Annotated in this window: 14 protein-coding genes; 7 read left to right on the forward strand and 7 right to left on the reverse strand. The window is 60.8% G+C overall.

What is annotated here, in order from left to right; all coding sequences use genetic code 11:
* Positions 1 to 63: 63 nt before the first annotated feature.
* On the reverse strand, positions 64 to 1,191 hold the full coding sequence (locus tag ACFO24_RS08590) for a high-affinity branched-chain amino acid ABC transporter substrate-binding protein (RefSeq protein ID WP_377737956.1): 1,128 nt from the start codon (positions 1,189 to 1,191) through the stop codon (positions 64 to 66).
* A gap of 137 nt (positions 1,192 to 1,328) precedes the next feature.
* On the opposite strand from ACFO24_RS08590, the gene ACFO24_RS08595 reads away from it, so the two are divergent.
* Positions 1,329 to 1,505, forward strand: a complete 177-nt coding sequence (locus ACFO24_RS08595; protein WP_377737957.1) for a hypothetical protein — start codon at positions 1,329 to 1,331, stop codon at positions 1,503 to 1,505.
* Between the two features lie 19 nt (positions 1,506 to 1,524).
* Here ACFO24_RS08595 and ACFO24_RS08600 read toward each other — a convergent pair whose 3' ends face one another.
* The 4 genes from ACFO24_RS08600 to ACFO24_RS08615 form a co-directional block, all read right to left on the reverse strand.
* On the reverse strand, positions 1,525 to 2,172 hold the full coding sequence (locus ACFO24_RS08600) for an RluA family pseudouridine synthase (protein WP_377737958.1): 648 nt from the start codon (positions 2,170 to 2,172) through the stop codon (positions 1,525 to 1,527).
* Positions 2,173 to 2,174: 2 nt separating this feature from the next.
* Positions 2,175 to 4,409, reverse strand: coding sequence for a PAS domain-containing hybrid sensor histidine kinase/response regulator (locus tag ACFO24_RS08605; protein ID WP_377737959.1), 2,235 nt, complete (start codon positions 4,407 to 4,409; stop codon positions 2,175 to 2,177).
* A 97-nt stretch (positions 4,410 to 4,506) separates the two neighbouring features.
* Entirely contained in the window at positions 4,507 to 4,875 is a 369-nt protein-coding gene (gene gcvH / locus ACFO24_RS08610; RefSeq protein ID WP_377737960.1) for a glycine cleavage system protein GcvH, read from the reverse strand.
* A 147-nt stretch (positions 4,876 to 5,022) separates the two neighbouring features.
* The gene (locus ACFO24_RS08615) at positions 5,023 to 5,346 is read right to left on the reverse strand and encodes a hypothetical protein (protein WP_377737961.1); all 324 of its coding nucleotides are present in this window, start codon (positions 5,344 to 5,346) and stop codon (positions 5,023 to 5,025) included.
* A gap of 155 nt (positions 5,347 to 5,501) precedes the next feature.
* Between ACFO24_RS08615 and ACFO24_RS08620 the strand changes: the two genes are divergently transcribed.
* The 4 genes from ACFO24_RS08620 (at position 5,502) to ACFO24_RS08635 (ending at position 12,267) form a co-directional block, all read left to right on the forward strand.
* A complete protein-coding gene (locus ACFO24_RS08620; RefSeq protein WP_377737962.1) occupies positions 5,502 to 6,287 on the forward strand; it encodes an SDR family oxidoreductase in 786 nt (261 codons plus the stop codon).
* A 138-nt stretch (positions 6,288 to 6,425) separates the two neighbouring features.
* On the forward strand, positions 6,426 to 7,661 hold the full coding sequence (locus ACFO24_RS08625; protein ID WP_377737963.1) for an efflux RND transporter periplasmic adaptor subunit: 1,236 nt from the start codon (positions 6,426 to 6,428) through the stop codon (positions 7,659 to 7,661).
* A gap of 12 nt (positions 7,662 to 7,673) precedes the next feature.
* Complete coding sequence (locus ACFO24_RS08630; protein ID WP_377737964.1) at positions 7,674 to 10,829, forward strand: efflux RND transporter permease subunit; 3,156 nt, start codon at positions 7,674 to 7,676, stop codon at positions 10,827 to 10,829.
* On the forward strand, positions 10,822 to 12,267 hold the full coding sequence (locus tag ACFO24_RS08635) for an efflux transporter outer membrane subunit (protein ID WP_377737965.1): 1,446 nt from the start codon (positions 10,822 to 10,824) through the stop codon (positions 12,265 to 12,267). The genes ACFO24_RS08630 and ACFO24_RS08635 overlap by 8 nt, the downstream gene beginning before the upstream one ends.
* Before the next feature lie 54 nt (positions 12,268 to 12,321).
* Here ACFO24_RS08635 and ACFO24_RS08640 read toward each other — a convergent pair whose 3' ends face one another.
* Positions 12,322 to 14,079 (reverse strand): sensor domain-containing diguanylate cyclase, encoded by a 1,758-nt coding sequence (locus ACFO24_RS08640; protein WP_377737966.1) that lies wholly within the window; start codon positions 14,077 to 14,079, stop codon positions 12,322 to 12,324.
* A gap of 227 nt (positions 14,080 to 14,306) precedes the next feature.
* On the opposite strand from ACFO24_RS08640, the gene cobO reads away from it, so the two are divergent.
* Both cobO and ACFO24_RS08650 read left to right on the forward strand, forming a co-directional pair.
* Entirely contained in the window at positions 14,307 to 14,876 is a 570-nt protein-coding gene (cobO, locus tag ACFO24_RS08645) for a cob(I)yrinic acid a,c-diamide adenosyltransferase (protein WP_207574487.1), read from the forward strand.
* A 3-nt stretch (positions 14,877 to 14,879) separates the two neighbouring features.
* Complete coding sequence (locus ACFO24_RS08650; protein WP_377737967.1) at positions 14,880 to 15,437, forward strand: methylated-DNA--[protein]-cysteine S-methyltransferase; 558 nt, start codon at positions 14,880 to 14,882, stop codon at positions 15,435 to 15,437.
* Positions 15,438 to 15,518: 81 nt separating this feature from the next.
* Here the strand turns inward: ACFO24_RS08650 and tnpA are convergent.
* Positions 15,519 to 15,768 (reverse strand): IS200/IS605 family transposase (gene tnpA, locus ACFO24_RS08655; RefSeq protein ID WP_377736968.1); only part of this gene is annotated, 250 nt, incomplete at its 5' end.

The following is a 15,768-nucleotide window of genomic DNA, read 5'->3' on the forward strand; positions in this document are numbered from 1 at the left end:
GGCCTTATGAAGGGAACACTGTGGGCCATCCGAGTAAAGAATGGATGTGAAGGGATTGCTGGATTACTTTTCAGCCACGGACTTGCTGCCGTCCTTGTGCCAAGAGTAAACGGGGAAGTCAAATGCCTTCAGGTCGCCTTTGGCATCCCAGGCCACATTGCCGGTGGGCATGTTGAATGCGGTTTTGTGCAGGTAGTCAGCCACTTTTTCGGCATCGTCACCCACGGCTTTGATGCTTTGGGCCAGCACTTGGGTGGCGGTGTAAGCGCCCATTTGGAAAGCACCCGAAGCATCGCGGCCTTTGTCTTTAAAGGCTTTGACCAAGGCAGCATTTTCTGGCTTGGCGGCGGGGTCGGCCGGCAGGGTTACCAGCATGCCTTCGACAGCATTGCCAGCGATGGCGTTGATCTCGGGGTTGCCCACACCTTCGGGGCCCATCATGCGCACTTTCAGGCCTTGCTCGGCGGCTTGGCGCAGCAGCAGACCCATTTCAGGGTGGTAGCCACCGTAGTACACAAAATCGGCACCGGCGCTTTTGAGCTTGGTGATCACGGCCGAGTAGTCGCTGTCGCCGGCGTTGATGCCTTCAAACAGGGCGACATCAACGTTGGCTTTTTTCAGCTCATCGCGCACCGAGGCGGCAATGCCCTGGCCATACGACTGTTTGTCGTGCAGCACAGCCACTTTTTTGGGCTTGGCTTTGTTGATGATGAACTTGGCAGCCGCTGGCCCTTGCTGGTCATCGCGGCCAATGGTGCGGAAGATGAAGTGAAAATTCTTGCCCTCGGTCAGTGCGGGCGACGTGGCCGAGGGGGTAATGACCACCACGCCTTCGTTGTTGTAAATCGGGGCGGCGGCGATGGCAGCGCCGGAGCACACAGGGCCGATGACGTAACGAATTTTGTCGTTCACCACCCGGTTGGCGGCCACGGGGCCTTGCTTGGGTTCGCAAGCATCATCGACCACGGTGGTTTCGATTTTTTTGCCATTGATGCCGCCCGCCGCGTTGATTTGCTCAACAGCAGTGGCAACGCCTTCTTTGACCATGTCGCCGTATTGGGTCAGGGGGCCGGTGGCGGGAATGACCATGGCGATTTTGATGGAGTCTGCGGCATGCGCCTGACCCAGCAAGGCAGCGCCAGCCAGGCCCATGGTGGCGACCAAGGTTTGCAGACGGAAGGGAATATGCATGGTGCTTGTCCTCTCTTTAGATGATTAATGCGCACACAAAGGTTTCGGTTGATGGACAAATATTGCAGTTTGCAAGCTTGTCACATGGGGCGAGAGGATAAAAATTGCGTGCATAAGCCAGCAAGCGGGTTTTTACTATGGCTGCCTTTCCTTTTAGCGATGGCGCGGCGTGTATATGGCGCAAGGCCAAGCAACTTGGCATAAAAGTAGCACTAAACCCTTGTTATACAAGGCTTGGATTAAAAAATAAGCAGAAATTTTTAGCGTATTCAGCGGAAAAATATTTCGGCGAAATTATTCAAGCCAAGGGTTAATACCTAAATAAAAAACAATTCAAAAATCGGCTGCGGAATGAAAAAACAGCGGTTTACCGTGCTCTGGATGGGCAAAGCCCAAGCTTTGGGCATGCAGCAGCAAGCGTGGAGCCAGTGTTTGCACACTCGGTGGGGCATACAAAGCATCACCCACCAAGGGGTGCCCCAAGTGGGCCAAGTGCACGCGCAGCTGGTGGCTGCGCCCAGTTATGGGCTCCAGCCACAGCCGGGTACACGTGCTAGGCACGCCCGTTTGGTCGGGGGCCACGCAATAGCGGGTGGTGCTGGGTTTGCCGGCCAGGGGGTCGACCATTTGCCGGGGGCGCTGCTCCCAATCGCAGCGCAGCGGGGCATCTATTTGCTGCCAGCCCTTGGTGTGCAGCGCGCCCGCCGCGATGGCGCTGTAGCGCTTGTGCACTTGGCGCTGGGCAAAGGCTTGGCTTAGCTGCGCCTGGGCGGTTTTATTGCGGGCCAGCAACACCAGGCCGGAGGTGGCCATGTCCAGGCGGTGCACCACCAGCGCATCGGGCCAATGCGCCTGGGCGCGGGCGCTGAGGCAGTCTTGTTTGTCCGGCCCTCGGCCCGGTACACACAGCAGGCCCGCAGGTTTGAGCAAGACCAGCAGGGCGTGGTCTTCATACAGGCAGACAGGGCGTGCAGGGGTCATGTTTAGCGTTCATGCCAGTCGGTGGTGGCATGGGTATTGGGGTGCAAAAGCTGATCCACGATGGCGCACAACTCGCTGACATCGTTGGGCTTATGAATCAGGGCCAAAGCCCCGGCGGCCAGGGCCTGCTCGCTGATTTCCGAGGTGACGTAGCCCGAGGCCAGGGCCACGGGCAAATCGGGGCGAATCGACTGGGCCGCCTTGAGCAACTCCAGACCGCAGTAACCGGGCATGTTGTAGTCGGTGACCACCAAATCAAAGGCGTGGGGCGTAGCGTGCAAAGCCTGCACGGCCGCCCGGGGGTCTTCAAAGGTGGTGATTTGGTAGCCCCGGCGGCGCAGCAGGCGCTGCACCAAATGCACCATGGCGGCATCGTCATCGACATACATCACATGGTGCTGCATTTGTGGGGCCGAGTGCAGGGTGACGGGCAGGGCGGCCGATTCCAGGGGTTTGACGCGCTGCAGCCGGGGGGCGGTAAAAATTGCCGCCGTGCTGGCGGGCAGCAGCGGAAAGTACAGCGTGAAGGTGCAGCCTTGGCCCGGGTGGCTGTGCACCTCGACAGCCCCTTCATGGGTGCGCATCAGACCGTGCACTACGGCCAGCCCCAGCCCAGTGCCTTGGCCCACGGGCTTGGTGGTGAAGAAGGGTTCAAAAATGCGCTCTTGGGTGGCGGCATCCATGCCCGGGCCGTTGTCTTGCACCGTCAGGGCAATGTAGTTGTCCGGCTGCAAGTCAAAGCGCTGCACCAGCCCCAAATCGGGCAGGGCCAGGCGGGCGCGAATGGTGATTTTTCCGCCGGAATGCATGCTGTTGTGAATGGCATGAATGGCGTTGTTGGTCAGGTTGAACAAGGCTTGCTCGACCTGGGCCGGGTCGGCCAGCATGGGGGGCAGATCGGCCGGGGCATCAATCGCCAGCTCAATTGCCGGGGGCAGGCCCATGCGCAAGAGTTTTTCGCTTTCTTGGATGGCGTGCCGTGGGTGGACGGCGCGGCGGGCGGGGGGCTCGTTGCGGCTAAAGGTGAGAATTTGCCGCACCAAATCACGGGCGCGGCGGCCGGCTTTTTCAATTTCCAGCAAGCTGTCCAAAAGCTGCGGCTGGTGGCTGCTATCGGTTTTGGCCAATTCCACGTTGCCCAGGATTGCGCCGACGATGTTGTTGAAGTCGTGCGCAATGCCCCCGGCCATGGTGCCCAGCGCCTGCATTTTGTGTGCTTCGCGCAATTGGGTTTCCAGGGCGCTGCGCTGTGCTTCGGTGCGCTTGCGGCTGGTCAGGTCGCGGGCAAACACGGTGGTACTGGTCCCGTCAGGCTCAAAAGCGACGCTGACCTCCACCGCCACCCGCTGGCCACTGGCTGTGTGGGCCTGCATTTCGCCCAGCAGGGCCTGGGTGGTGATGTGGGACAAGGGCAAAGAGGCGGCCACCTCGGGCAAAAACCGTGCCAAGGGGCTGCCCAGGGCATCTTCGGCGCTGCAGGCAAACAAGGCCGCTGCCGTGGGGTTGAAGACGGTGATGCGCATCGCCTTATCCACGCTGATGATGGCATCCATCGAGGCGTTGATCACCGCCTCCAGCCGTTTTTCGCTGGCCAGCAGCTGGGCATTGCGCTGCTGCAGGGTGCGCCGTTCGGCCAGCAGCGGCTCCTGGTCGATGATGGCGCACATGAATTGCGCCGTGGGGGGGCCGTCTTGCCGGGGCACTTCAATGCAGGCAATGTGCAAGTCGCCCTGCATGGTGCTGCGGTTGCCCAGGTTGAAGACCATTTCGTGCACTTCGCTTTTGCCTTGGCTGCGGGCCAGGGTGAAGGCCTGCTGCACCCGGTCGCGGTCGGCGGGGCAGACAAACGGCATGAAAGAGGCCAGCAGCCGGTCACTGCCCTGGGGCTGAAAGGCATTGAGCGCCATGGCGTTGGCCTGGATCACCATGTCGTGCGCATCGTCCAGCACCAGCAGCGGCAGCGGCACGCTGGCAAACAGGGCTTCAAACCGCTCAGAGGCGCTTTCTGCCACCGCCTGGCTGTAATTGAGCACCTGGTTTTGCACCTCCAGCTCAGCCTGGTAGTTGCGCAACTCGGCAATCAAAATGGCCAAGGGGTCGTCCTGGGGCAGCTGCGCGGCCGCCTCGACGGCCTCGAGCGGGGCGAAGCTGGGCTCCTGCGGCAACAGCGGCAGGGGTGCGTCATCGCCCAGGCTTTCTTGGCGTTGGACGAGAAAAGACAAATCAGGTTGGCGCATGGCAGCAGGAGGGCAAAACGGCAGGTGCCCGGTTTTACCACTGCTGGCGCTCAATGGGGAAGCTGGCCGCGCCTGCCGGTGGCCAACGGCCAGCAACTTACTGGCAAAACGCTTGGTAGGCGGCTTCGTCCATTAATGCATCGAGCTGTGCGGGGGCCGTCAGGCGCACGGTAAACAGCCAGCCCGCGCCCAGGGGGTCGGTGTTGAGCAAGCTGGGGTCGGCTTGCACGGCGGGATTGATCGCCAGGACTTCCCCGCTGGCGGGGGCAAATAAATCGGCCGCGGCTTTGACCGATTCAATCACCCCGGCCACTTGGCCTGCCGCCAGCGTGGTGCCGGGGGCGGGCAAGTCGGTAAACACGACATCGCCCAGCGCCTCTTGGGCGTGGGCGGTAATGCCGACGGTGGCCGCGTCGGGGGTGCTGGCATCAAGCCAAACATGTTCAACAGAGTAGAGGCGGGGCATGGCAGGGGCTGAAAAGCAAAACAGGGAAAAGCGGCAACTGTAGCGATTTTCAAGCTGGATAAAAGCATAGCTGCTTTCGCTTTATTAATAGCATTTTTATGTGTTTTTAATATAAAAACGCCTAAAAACAAGCGCAAGCAGCTATCTTTATTGCATTCGAATCGAGAAGTACGCCGTTTCCGCTTCGCCCAGGCCTTGCATGCCCGCTTCAGTGGCGGCCTGCACGGCTTTGAGCCAGCGCTGGTACAGGGCCGGGGCGTTGGGCGGGATGTCTTCCGGGCTGGCCTCTTGCAGCTGCTCCATCAGCGTGTACAGGGCGCAGACGGATTGGGCATCGCCCAGTTGGCGCTCTAGGGTGCGGGCATAGCGGGCCTCGGCGCGTTCGCGCTGGGTTTCGGGCAGCTCGGGGTAGTCGCACAGCTCGATGGAAAATTGTGTGTTGCTGGGGAAGGTTTCAAAAGTAGTTTGCATAAAACACCTGTATGAATAAGCAGTAACTGTTCAAATATACAGTTGTTTTTGCAGCTTTGGCAAGTGTTCTTTTTGGACTGTGGCACCCGTGTGACAAGGCTCGCTGGCCCCGCTTGGGACAATGTTTTTTTCATCCACTTTTAGGGAGACTTGCCATGGCACGCAGCGTGCAACAACTGTTTGATTTAACCGGAAAAACTGCTTTGGTCACGGGGGGCTCGCGGGGCTTGGGGCTGCAAATGGCCCAGGCTTTGGGCGAAGCCGGGGCACGGGTGCTGATCACGGCCCGCAAGGCCGCCGAGCTGGAAAGTGCCGCCACTGCGCTGCAGGCCCAAGGCATTGATGCCCAGTGGCTGGCGGCCGATTGCGCCCAGCCTGAGGCGATTGCCAGCTTGGTGCAAGAGGCGGTGCAACGCCTGGGCAGTATTGATATCTTGGTGAACAACGCCGGGGCCACGTGGGGGGCCAAGGCCGAGGAGCACCCCTTGGCCGCCTGGGACAAGGTGATGGATTTGAATATCCGGGGCTATTTTTTATTAAGCCAAGCCGTGGCCCGCGCGGGCATGCTGCAGCGCGGCGGGCGCATCATCAATATCTCTTCGATCGCCGGGCTGGGTGGCAACCCGATTGCCATGCGCACCCTGGCCTACAACACATCCAAAGGCGCGGTGCTGAACTTCACCCGCGCATTGGCGGCCGAGTGGGGGCCGCAGGGCATTACGGTGAATGCCGTTTGTCCAGGGTTTTTCCGCACCAAAATGGCTTCCGGTTTGATTGACAGCATCGGTGAGGCGCAAATGTGCGCCCAGGCTCCTTTGCGCCGGCTGGGGGATGACGAGGATTTAAAAGGCATCACCGTGCTCTTGGCCAGTGCGGCGGGCAAGCACATTACCGGCCAATGGCTGGCGGTGGATGGCGGGGTGAGTGCCGTTTTGGGCTAGCCGCCAGCTGGGCGCAGCGGTTTACAAAAACTTCACTTGGGCAAGCGACAATGCCGCCTTGCTTTCCATCCCCCTGCCGAACCAATGTCTGTTTTCTTCCCCATCCCCCTTGGTCGTTCTTCTTCAGTGCAGCAAAAAATGAACCAATGGGCCAAGGTGGCGGCGTTGCTGGGCAGCTTGGGAGTGGGCCTGGGCTTGCTCACAGGCTGTGGCCCAGGGAGCAAAGACCCAGCGAGCACCACCCCGCAAGACGTTGCCCAAGTGGGGGTGGTGGTGCTGCAGCCCCAAGACCAGGCCCTGCAAACGACCTTGCCTGGCCGTGTGCGGGCGTTTCAGATGGCCGAGGTGCGGCCCCAGGTGGGCGGCATTATTCAAAAGCAGCTGTTTACCGAGGGGGCCTTGGTGCGCCAAGGGCAGGCGCTATACCAGATTGATGCCACCTTGCTGCAGGCCAACCTCAGCAGCGCCCAAGCGGCGCTGGCCAAGGCGCAGGCCAGCTTTGAGCGCCAGCAGCTGCAGGCGCAGCGCAGTGCGCAGTTGGTGAAAATCGCCGCCATCAGCGCCCAGCAGGACGAAGACACCCAAGCGGCGGCCCGCATTGCCCAGGCCGAAGTGCAGGCCGCGCGCGCCAGTGTGCAAGTGGCGCAGACCAACTTGCGCTATGCCAGGATTGAAGCGCCGATTGCCGGGCGCATCAGCCTCTCCAACGTGACCCCTGGGGCCTTGGTCACGGCCAACCAAAGTACGGCTTTGACCGAGGTGGTACAGATCGATCCGATGTACGTCGATTTCACCCAGTCCACCGCCCAATTGCTGCAATTGCAGCGCGATTGGGCCGCGGGGCGCTACGAAAAGCTTGATGCCAGCAGCATGCCCATTGCCCTGCAGCTAGAAGACGGCAGTGCCTACCCCCATGTGGGCAAGCTGCAGTTTTCGGGGCTGATGGTCAATCCCAGCATGGGCACCGTTACCTTGCGGGCGGTGGTGCCCAATCCGGATGGCCAGTTGCTGCCGGGCATGTTTGCCCAGGCCGTGCTGCCCACGGGCATGGCCAGCGGCGCTTTGCTGATCCCGCAGCAGGCGGTGACGCGCGATGCCACGGGCCGCGCCTCGGTGCTGGTGGTGCAAGACAGGGAGGGGCAAAAAATTGCCGTGCAGCGCACGGTGCAACTGGCCCAGGCGGTGGGCAACCAGTGGCTGGTCGAAAGCGGGGTGCAGGCGGGCGACATGGTGGTGGTGGAAGGTTTTCAGCGCTTTAAACCCGGCGATCGAGTGGACCCTCAGACCATGCCCGCACAGCGCCCTGCCGCCGCAGCGGTCGATCCCCAAGCCGCGGCAGCGGCCCTGCGCTCGGCCTTAGAGCGCCAGCCATAAGGGGCGCACACCATGGCACAGTTTTTTATCAACCGGCCCATTTTTGCGTGGGTGTTGGCCATCGTCACCATGCTGGCCGGGGCTTTGTCGCTGTTTACCCTGCCGCTGGAGCAATACCCCGACATCGCCCCGCCACGCGTGACGATCGGGGCGCAGTACACCGGTGCCTCGGCCGAGACGGTGGAGAACTCGGTCACGCAAATCATCGAACAGCAGCTCAAAGGCATTGACAACGTGCTGTACATGAGCTCCACCTCCGACTCCTCGGGCCGCGCCCGCACCACGCTGACCTTTGCGCCGGGCACCGACATTGACGTGGCCCAGGTGCAGGTGCAAAACAAGCTGCAATCGGCCATGAACCGCTTGCCCGATGCCGTGAAAAGCCGGGGCGTGTTTGTGAACAAGGGTGGGCAGGATTTTTTGGCCACCTACAGCTTTTATTCCACCGTGCCCAGCATGACCTCGGTGGATATTGGCGACTACCTGCAAACCTACATCGTCGATGAAATCGGCCGCATTGATGGCGTGGGCGATGTGAACGTGTTTGGCACCAGCTATGCCATGCGCATCTGGATGGACCCGGCCAAGATGCGCCAGTACGCATTGATTCCCGCCGACTTGGTGGCGGCCCTCAATGCCCAGAATGCCCAGGTGTCGGCCGGGCAACTGGGGGCCTTGCCGGCGGTGGAGGATCAACAACTCAACGCTACGATTACTGCACGCACCAAGCTTAAAACGGTCGAGGAATTTGAATCAATCGTCTTGAAATCCACTGAAAACGGTGCGGTCGTAGCTATTAAAGACGTAGCTCGGGTGGAGCTGGGGCCTGATTCGCTCACCGTCAAATCCAAACTCAACGGCATGCCCGGCGCGGGCATGGGCGTGGTGCTGGCCGATGGGGCCAATGCCATGGACGTGGCCGATGCGGTGGTGGCCAAGCTCAACAGCATGAAGCCGTTTTTCCCCAACGAGATTGACTACTTTGTCAGCTCAGATTCAACCCCCTTTGTGCGCGCTTCGATTGAAGAGGTGCTCAAAGCGCTGGGCGAGGCCATGGTGCTGGTGGTGTTGGTGATGTTTTTGTTTTTACAAAACTTTCGCGCCACCTTGATTCCGGCCATTGCCGTGCCGGTGGTGCTGCTGGGCACGCTGGGCGTGCTGGCGGCGGCGGGGTTTTCGATCAATACGCTCACCATGTTTGCCATGGTGCTGGCCATTGGCCTGCTGGTGGACGATGCCATTGTGGTGGTGGAAAACGTGGAGCGCGTGATGCACGAGACGGGCTTGTCTGCCAAAGAAGCCACGCGCCAATCCATGCGCGAGATCACGCCCGCGCTGGTGGGCATTGGCGTGACCTTGTCGGCGGTCTTTGTGCCCATGGCGTTTTTTGGCGGCTCCACGGGCATTATTTACCGCCAGTTTTCCATCACCATCGTCGCGGCGATGGCGTTTTCGGTGTTTGTCGCGCTGACTTTGACCCCCGCGCTGTGCGCCACTTTGCTCAAACCGCCCACGGCGCACGGCGGTCGGATTCGCAAGGGGCTGCTGGGCATCAACGACCGCTTTTTTATCTGGTTCAACCGCAATTTTGATGCCACGGCCGATCGTTACCAAAGCGGGGTGGCCAAAATTTTGCAGCGCAGCAAACGCATGCTGCTGATCTTTTTGGCCATTTTGATGGCCATGTGGGTGCTGCTACAGCGCTTGCCCACCTCGTTCTTGCCCGACGAGGACCAGGGCTTTGTCTTTGTCAACGTGAATTTGCCGGCCGGGGCCGCCGATGCCCGGCTGCAGCAGGTGCTGGACCAGGTGCGTGAGTACTTTCTGGCCCAGCCCGAGGTGGTCAGCTTCAACCAGGTGTCGGGTTTGAGCGGCGACCAAAGCTCGGCCCGGGGCTTTGTGCGACTGAAAACCTGGGCCCAGCGCCCTTTGCCCAGCCAATCGGCGGGCGAGGTGGCCCACCGCGCCACCCAGGCGCTGGCCAGCATTCGCGATGCCAAGGTGTTTGTCATGCAGCCGCCCGCCGTGCGCGGGCTGGGTTCGAACGCCGGTTTTAACGTCATGCTCAAAGACGTGGGCGGGCTGGGCCACACGGCCTTGCTGGCAGCCAAAGACCAATTTTTGCAAAAAGCGCGCCAATACGCCGAGCTGACCAATGTGCGCAGCACCAATTTGGACGATGCCACCGAGCTGCGCCTGCACATCGACGACCGCAAGGCCGCTGCCCTGGGGCTGGGCTACAGCGATGTCAATAGCACCCTCTCCAGCGCCATGGGCGGCACCTATGTGAATGACTTTTTGCACAACGGCCGCGTCAAGCGCGTGTACATCCAAGGCGATGCCCCCTACCGCATGCTGCCGCAAGACATTGAGCAATGGGCGGTGCGCAATAAGAACGGCGAGATGGTGGGTTTTGATGCGTTCTCCAGCAGCTACTGGGATTACGGCTCGCCGCAGTTGCTGCGCTACAGCGGCGCTCCAGCCTATGAAATCATTGGCAGCGCCGCGCCGGGCATCAGCTCCGGGGTGGCCATGCAAATCGTTGAAGACATTTTGCAAAGCCTGCCCTCTGGCATTGGGTATGAGTGGACAGGCGCATCACTGCAAGAGCGCCAATCCGGGGCGCAAGCGCCGCTGCTGTACGCCATTTCGATCTTGTTTGTCTTTTTGTGCCTGGCGGCGCTGTACGAAAGCTGGACGGTGCCCTTGTCCGTCATGCTGGCCGTGCCGCTGGGGGTGGTGGGGGCGCTGCTGGCCACCTACAGCCGGGGGCTGACGAACGATGTGTACTTTCAAGTGGGGCTGCTCACCACCATGGGCTTGGCCTCGAAAAACGCGATTTTGATTGTGGAGTTTGCCGTGCAACTGCAAGAGCGGGGGCACCAGCTGGTGGATGCCACGGTGCAGGCCGTGCGCCTGCGCTTGCGGCCCATTTTGATGACCTCGCTGGCCTTTGGCTTTGGCGTGCTGCCGCTGGCCCTGGGTACGGGGGCGGGCGCGGGCGGGCGCAATGCCATTGGCACGGCCGTGTTGGGCGGGATGCTGGCCTCAACGGTGCTGGGTTTGTTCCTGGTGCCAGTGTTTTTCTTGCTGGTGCGCAGCTGGTTCCAAAGCCGCAGCCGCCAGCACACCGAGGCGGCAGAGGCCGGGAGTGCCCAGCATGACTAAAAATAGCAGAGCTGCCAACGCTTGCAAAATCAGTGTTTTATTGCTGTTTCCAAGCATTTTATTAGGCTGCAACTTCGCTCCCAGCTATCAACAACCGCAGGATGTGGTTGCGGCCACGGTGCCAGATGCCACACCAGCGCCAGCGCTTGCACCAGCCGTGCTGGCGGCCGCCCAAGCCGATGCGCTGCAATGGCTGGCCGATGACCGCTTGCGCCACACCGTTGCCTTGGCGCTGCACAACAACCGTGATTTGCGCATCGCCGCCGACAACGTGGCCAAGGCCCGCGCCCAGTACGGCATCGCCCGGGCCGATCAGCTGCCCAGCATCACCGCCCAGCTGCAAGGCCAGCGCAGCCGCAGCAGCGCCGATGTCAGCAACAGCACCCGCCTGGTGAATGAGCAGGTCAGCGCCAGCATTGGCTTTGCCAGCTACGAGGTGGATTTGTGGGGCCGCATTCGCAACTTGAATGCGGCGGCCTGGCAGCAGTTTTTGCAAGTGCAAGAAAACCGCCGGGGCGTAGAAATTGCCTTGATTGCCGAGGTGGCCAATGCCTGGCTGACCCTGGCCGCCGACCAAGAGCGCCTGGCGCTGGCCCAGCAAACCCTGGACACCCGGGAACAGTCTTACGCCTTGATGCGCCGCATGTTCCAGCTGGGCGCGACCTCGGGCCTGGCGTTGGCGCAGAACCTGGGCACGGTGGAAACCGCCCGGGGCGATGTGGCCCTGTACACCGCCCAGCTGGCCCGCAGCCGCAATGCGCTGCAGCTGTTGGTGGGGGCGGCGCTGGCGGCAGAGGCCCTCCCACCGGCAGGCTGGCTGCAAGCGCCGGCCCAGGCGGTTTGGCCCGTGCTGCCGCAGGCGCTGCCCTCCAGCGTCTTGCTGGCCCGCCCCGATGTGCAGGCCGCTGAGCATGCTTTGATCGCCCAGCACGCCCACATTGGTGCCGCGCGGGCGGCGTTTTTCCCCACGATCAGCCTGACGGCCAGCACCGGCAGCAGCAGTACGGCACTGGATGCGCTGTTTACTGGGGCCAGCCGCACCTGGAATTTTGCCCCCGCCGTGCATTTGCCCATTTTTTCGGGGGGGCGGTTGCGTGCTGGGCTGCAAGTGGCGCAGGCCAACCAGCGCATCGCCCTGGCCCAGTACGAAAAAACCGTGCAGACCGCCTTCCGGGAAGTGGCCGATGTGCTGGCCGATCGCGACCAATGGGGCGCGCGTTTGGGGGCGCAAAACGGTGTGGTACACACAGCGCAGAAGGTGCAAGCGCTGTCAGAGGCCCGCTTTGATGCGGGGGCCGATGATTTTCTGACCGTGCTGGATGCGCGGCGCAGCCTGTACGCGGCCCAGCAAATGCAGATCAGCCTGCAACTGGCCGAGCAGCAAAACCGCATTACCTTGTGGAAGGTGCTGGGCGGGCAGGCGCTGCCAGCAGAGTGACGAGTGCGGCCTTGATCTATGCACTGAGGTGAGTTTTAGATCGTGAACACGTTCTTAGCGCGGTTGCAGCCCTGGGTGCCAGGTGCGCACTTGGTTGCGGCCGTTATTTTTCGCGTCGTACAGCGCCATGTCGGCCCGGTGCAGGCATTGGGCCGCATCCGCCGTTTGCGCGGTGATGGGGTACACCCCAAAACTGGCGTGAACCACCAAAGGCCCCGCCGAGGTGGGAACCGGGTTGTTCTCCAGGCTTTGGCGCAGGCGTTCGGTCAGTGCCTGGGCTTGTCCAAGGTTGATTTTTGGCAGCAGCACGGCAAACTCCTCGCCGCCAATGCGCCCCGGAATATCCGAGGTGCGCAGCCCTTGGCGCAGCAGGTGTCCCAGGTGGCTGATGACCTCATCGCCCACGCTGTGGCCATAGGTGTCATTGACCTTTTTAAAGTGGTCAATGTCCAGAAACACCAAGGCGGCATCGGGGGCTTTTTGGGTGGTAACCAGTGTGCATTCGTGCTCCAAGGCTTGCATGAAAGCGCGGCGGTTGGGCAGGCCGGTCAAGGCATCGGTCAGCGCCAGTTGCTCCAGCATGCTTTGGTGCTGGTGGCGGGCCGTGACATCCTGCACCAGGGACAAGCGCCCCAACGCTTGGCCAGCGGCAACATGGGGTGATTGCAAGAGAAACTGCACCACCTCCAGCACGCGGCCATCGGCCAAGGCCACCTCTTGCCCTTGAGGTATTTCGGCATCTGGGGCTTGGGGCAAAAGCACTTCACGCAGCTCGGCGGGAATGCGGTTTTTTAAATCATCGTGCTGAATTTTCAGTGTCTCAGGCAGTTGCAACAGCTGTGCCAACGGGGGGTTGATGGTGACGCTGGTGTGTTCCAGTGGATTTTCTAGTACCACACCACCCGGGAAGCGGGCAATCAAGGCCATGAGCTGTGCTTGCACCAAGTGCAGGTGGTTGAACATGCGATGGCGTTGTTGGCTAAAGCGCAGCAGCAGCAAAGCCGCCAGCAAGCCCAAGCCCGTGCCCAGCGCACTGAGGACAAGATTTTTCTGGATACTGGCTTCCAATGGGGCCAAGACCGCACGCTGATCGACTCCGGCAATCACCTGTACCTCAAATTGGGGCACCGTCGCCCAGGCATAAAAGCGTTGAATGTGGTCAAGCGGCGATGTTTGTACGCTGGCTCCGGTAGCAGGGCGGGAGTGATCGGTAGTTTCTGGCCCCGTTTCTATGCCGATGGGGCTGGGTGTGGATTGGGACAAGGCTTGCTCGGTGTCCAGTGTGCGGGCTAAAAAGCGGCCATCTGTGCGGCGCAATTCCACGACATCGTGGGGTTGGTTGAACACATCCTGGAACATGCCCGCCAGGTAATCGCTCGGAATGGACACCACCACAACCCCCAGAAAGTGCCCATTGCGCTGCAAGGCGCGACTGAGCTGGATGGTCCATTGGCCCGAAACACGGCCCTTCACGGGAACGCCGATATACAGCCCATCGACCTGCCCCTGGGCATGCACCCGAAAGTGCTCCCGGTCGGCGATGGAAATGGTGGCTTGTGGCTGTCCATGAGGGGCCAGGGAGGAATAAGTAACAATCCCTTGGGGATTGGCCAGGGCCACTTGGGAGATGGCCTGGTTGGCAGAAGTGAGTGCAAAAAAAGATGGCAGGTGCGTGAGCGCATAGTCTGGATCTTTTGCATAGACGCTGCCAAAACGCAGCGCGGCATCATCAATATTAGAAAACAGCCCCCCGACTTGGTTGGCCAGCGCATGGCTTACCTGGGTGACGCGCAATTGCGTTTGGGCTTGCAAGCTTGCACGCTGTTCTTGGTGGTTGTGCAATAAAACAGCCCAATAGCCCAGCCCTAAAAGCAGTATTACCAACAAACCAAATTTTGATTTATTGGGGGCTCCGGTAAACAGATGCAATGCAGATGGTCGAGGCATGCCCTGAAGTATGCCGGGTTTTATTTGGCTATTGCTTCGAATTTTGCAAGCAAATTCTGTATGGTTTTTTGAGCTTGTTAATATTAATCATTATGCAAATTACATCTCCTCCGACTACAAAACCCTATGAAAAACCCGATGGCGAGCGCCGTGGCCTGGTCATCGTCAATACCGGTGACGGCAAGGGTAAAAGTACCGCCGCCTTTGGCTTGGCCTTTCGTGCCCTGGGGCGGGGCAAGGCGGTCAAGGTGTACCAGTTCATGAAAGTGCCCAGCGCCCGCTTTGGCGAGCACCGTTTGGCCGAGCGGGTGGGCCTGTCGGTCGAGGGGTTGGGCGATGGCTTTTCTTGGGACAGCAAGGATTTAGCGCATTCAGCCCAACTGGCCCGCGATGGCTGGGCGCGGGCGCGGGCCGATATTTTGTCGGGCGAGCAGTTTTTGGTGGTGCTCGATGAGGTGACCTACCCACTGATTTTTGGCTGGCTGCCGCTGGCAGAAGTGCTCGAGACGTTGCAGCAGCGGCCCAAAACCGTGCATGTGTGCCTGACGGGGCGCAATTGCCCGCAAGAGATCATTGACCTGGCCGATACGGTCACCGAGATGCAGCAAATCAAGCACGCATTCAACGCGGGCGTGCCCGCACAGCGCGGCATTGAGGATTGAGGTATGGTGGCCGTTTTGCACTCTTTGCTGATCCCCACCCCGCTGGGTGAGATGCTGGCCATTGCCAGTGATCGGGGGTTGTGCCTGCTGGACTTTGCCGAGCAAAAAAGCTTGCAGCGGCACACGGCCCAGGTGCGCCAAGCCCATGGGGGCGTGGAGGTGGCAAGTGCAACGCCTGCAACGGCTGCAACGGCCGTGCTGCACGCCACGCAGGTGCAGTTGGCGCAATACTTTGCCGGGCAGCGCCAAGCGTTTGATGTGCCGCTGGATTGGGTTGGTACGGATTTTCAAGTGCGGGTTTGGCAAACCCTGCTGCGCATTCCTTTTGGCCAGACGTGCAGCTACGCACAGCAATCCGAGGCACTGGGCCAGCCCCGTGCCGTGCGGGCCGTGGCCAACGCCAATGGGCAAAACAAGATCAGCATCATCGTGCCCTGCCACCGGGTGGTTGGCAGCAATGGCACGCTGACGGGCTACGCCGGTGGCTTGCCCCGCAAACAGGCTTTGATAGCGCTAGAGGCCGGGCAGCAGGACTTTTCAAGGCATTTTTCTGAACATTGATCCGATGCGCGGCAAACCCTGCCGTTCAGGGCAGGGTCAAGAGCGCGGACGGCAAAGCCGTCCTGGTGGATTGGATTGGTTTTAATGCGGCGTCTGCTGCTGTTCGATGTACTGGCGAATGACAGCAATCGGTGCGCCACCACAGCTACCGGCAAAGTAGCTGGGCGACCACAGCGCTCCACCCCAAAGTTTTCTTTGGACGCTGGGGTAATTTTTCTTGCGAATCATCCGGCTGGACACGCCCTTGAGGCTATTCACCAAAATCGATACCGAAACCTTGGGCGGGTAGTTCACAAGCAGGTGAACGTGGTCGTCTTCGCCATCGAACTCA

This window comes from Comamonas denitrificans (genome assembly GCF_042654745.1).
Classification (GTDB): Bacteria; Pseudomonadota; Gammaproteobacteria; order Burkholderiales; family Burkholderiaceae_C; genus Comamonas; species Comamonas denitrificans.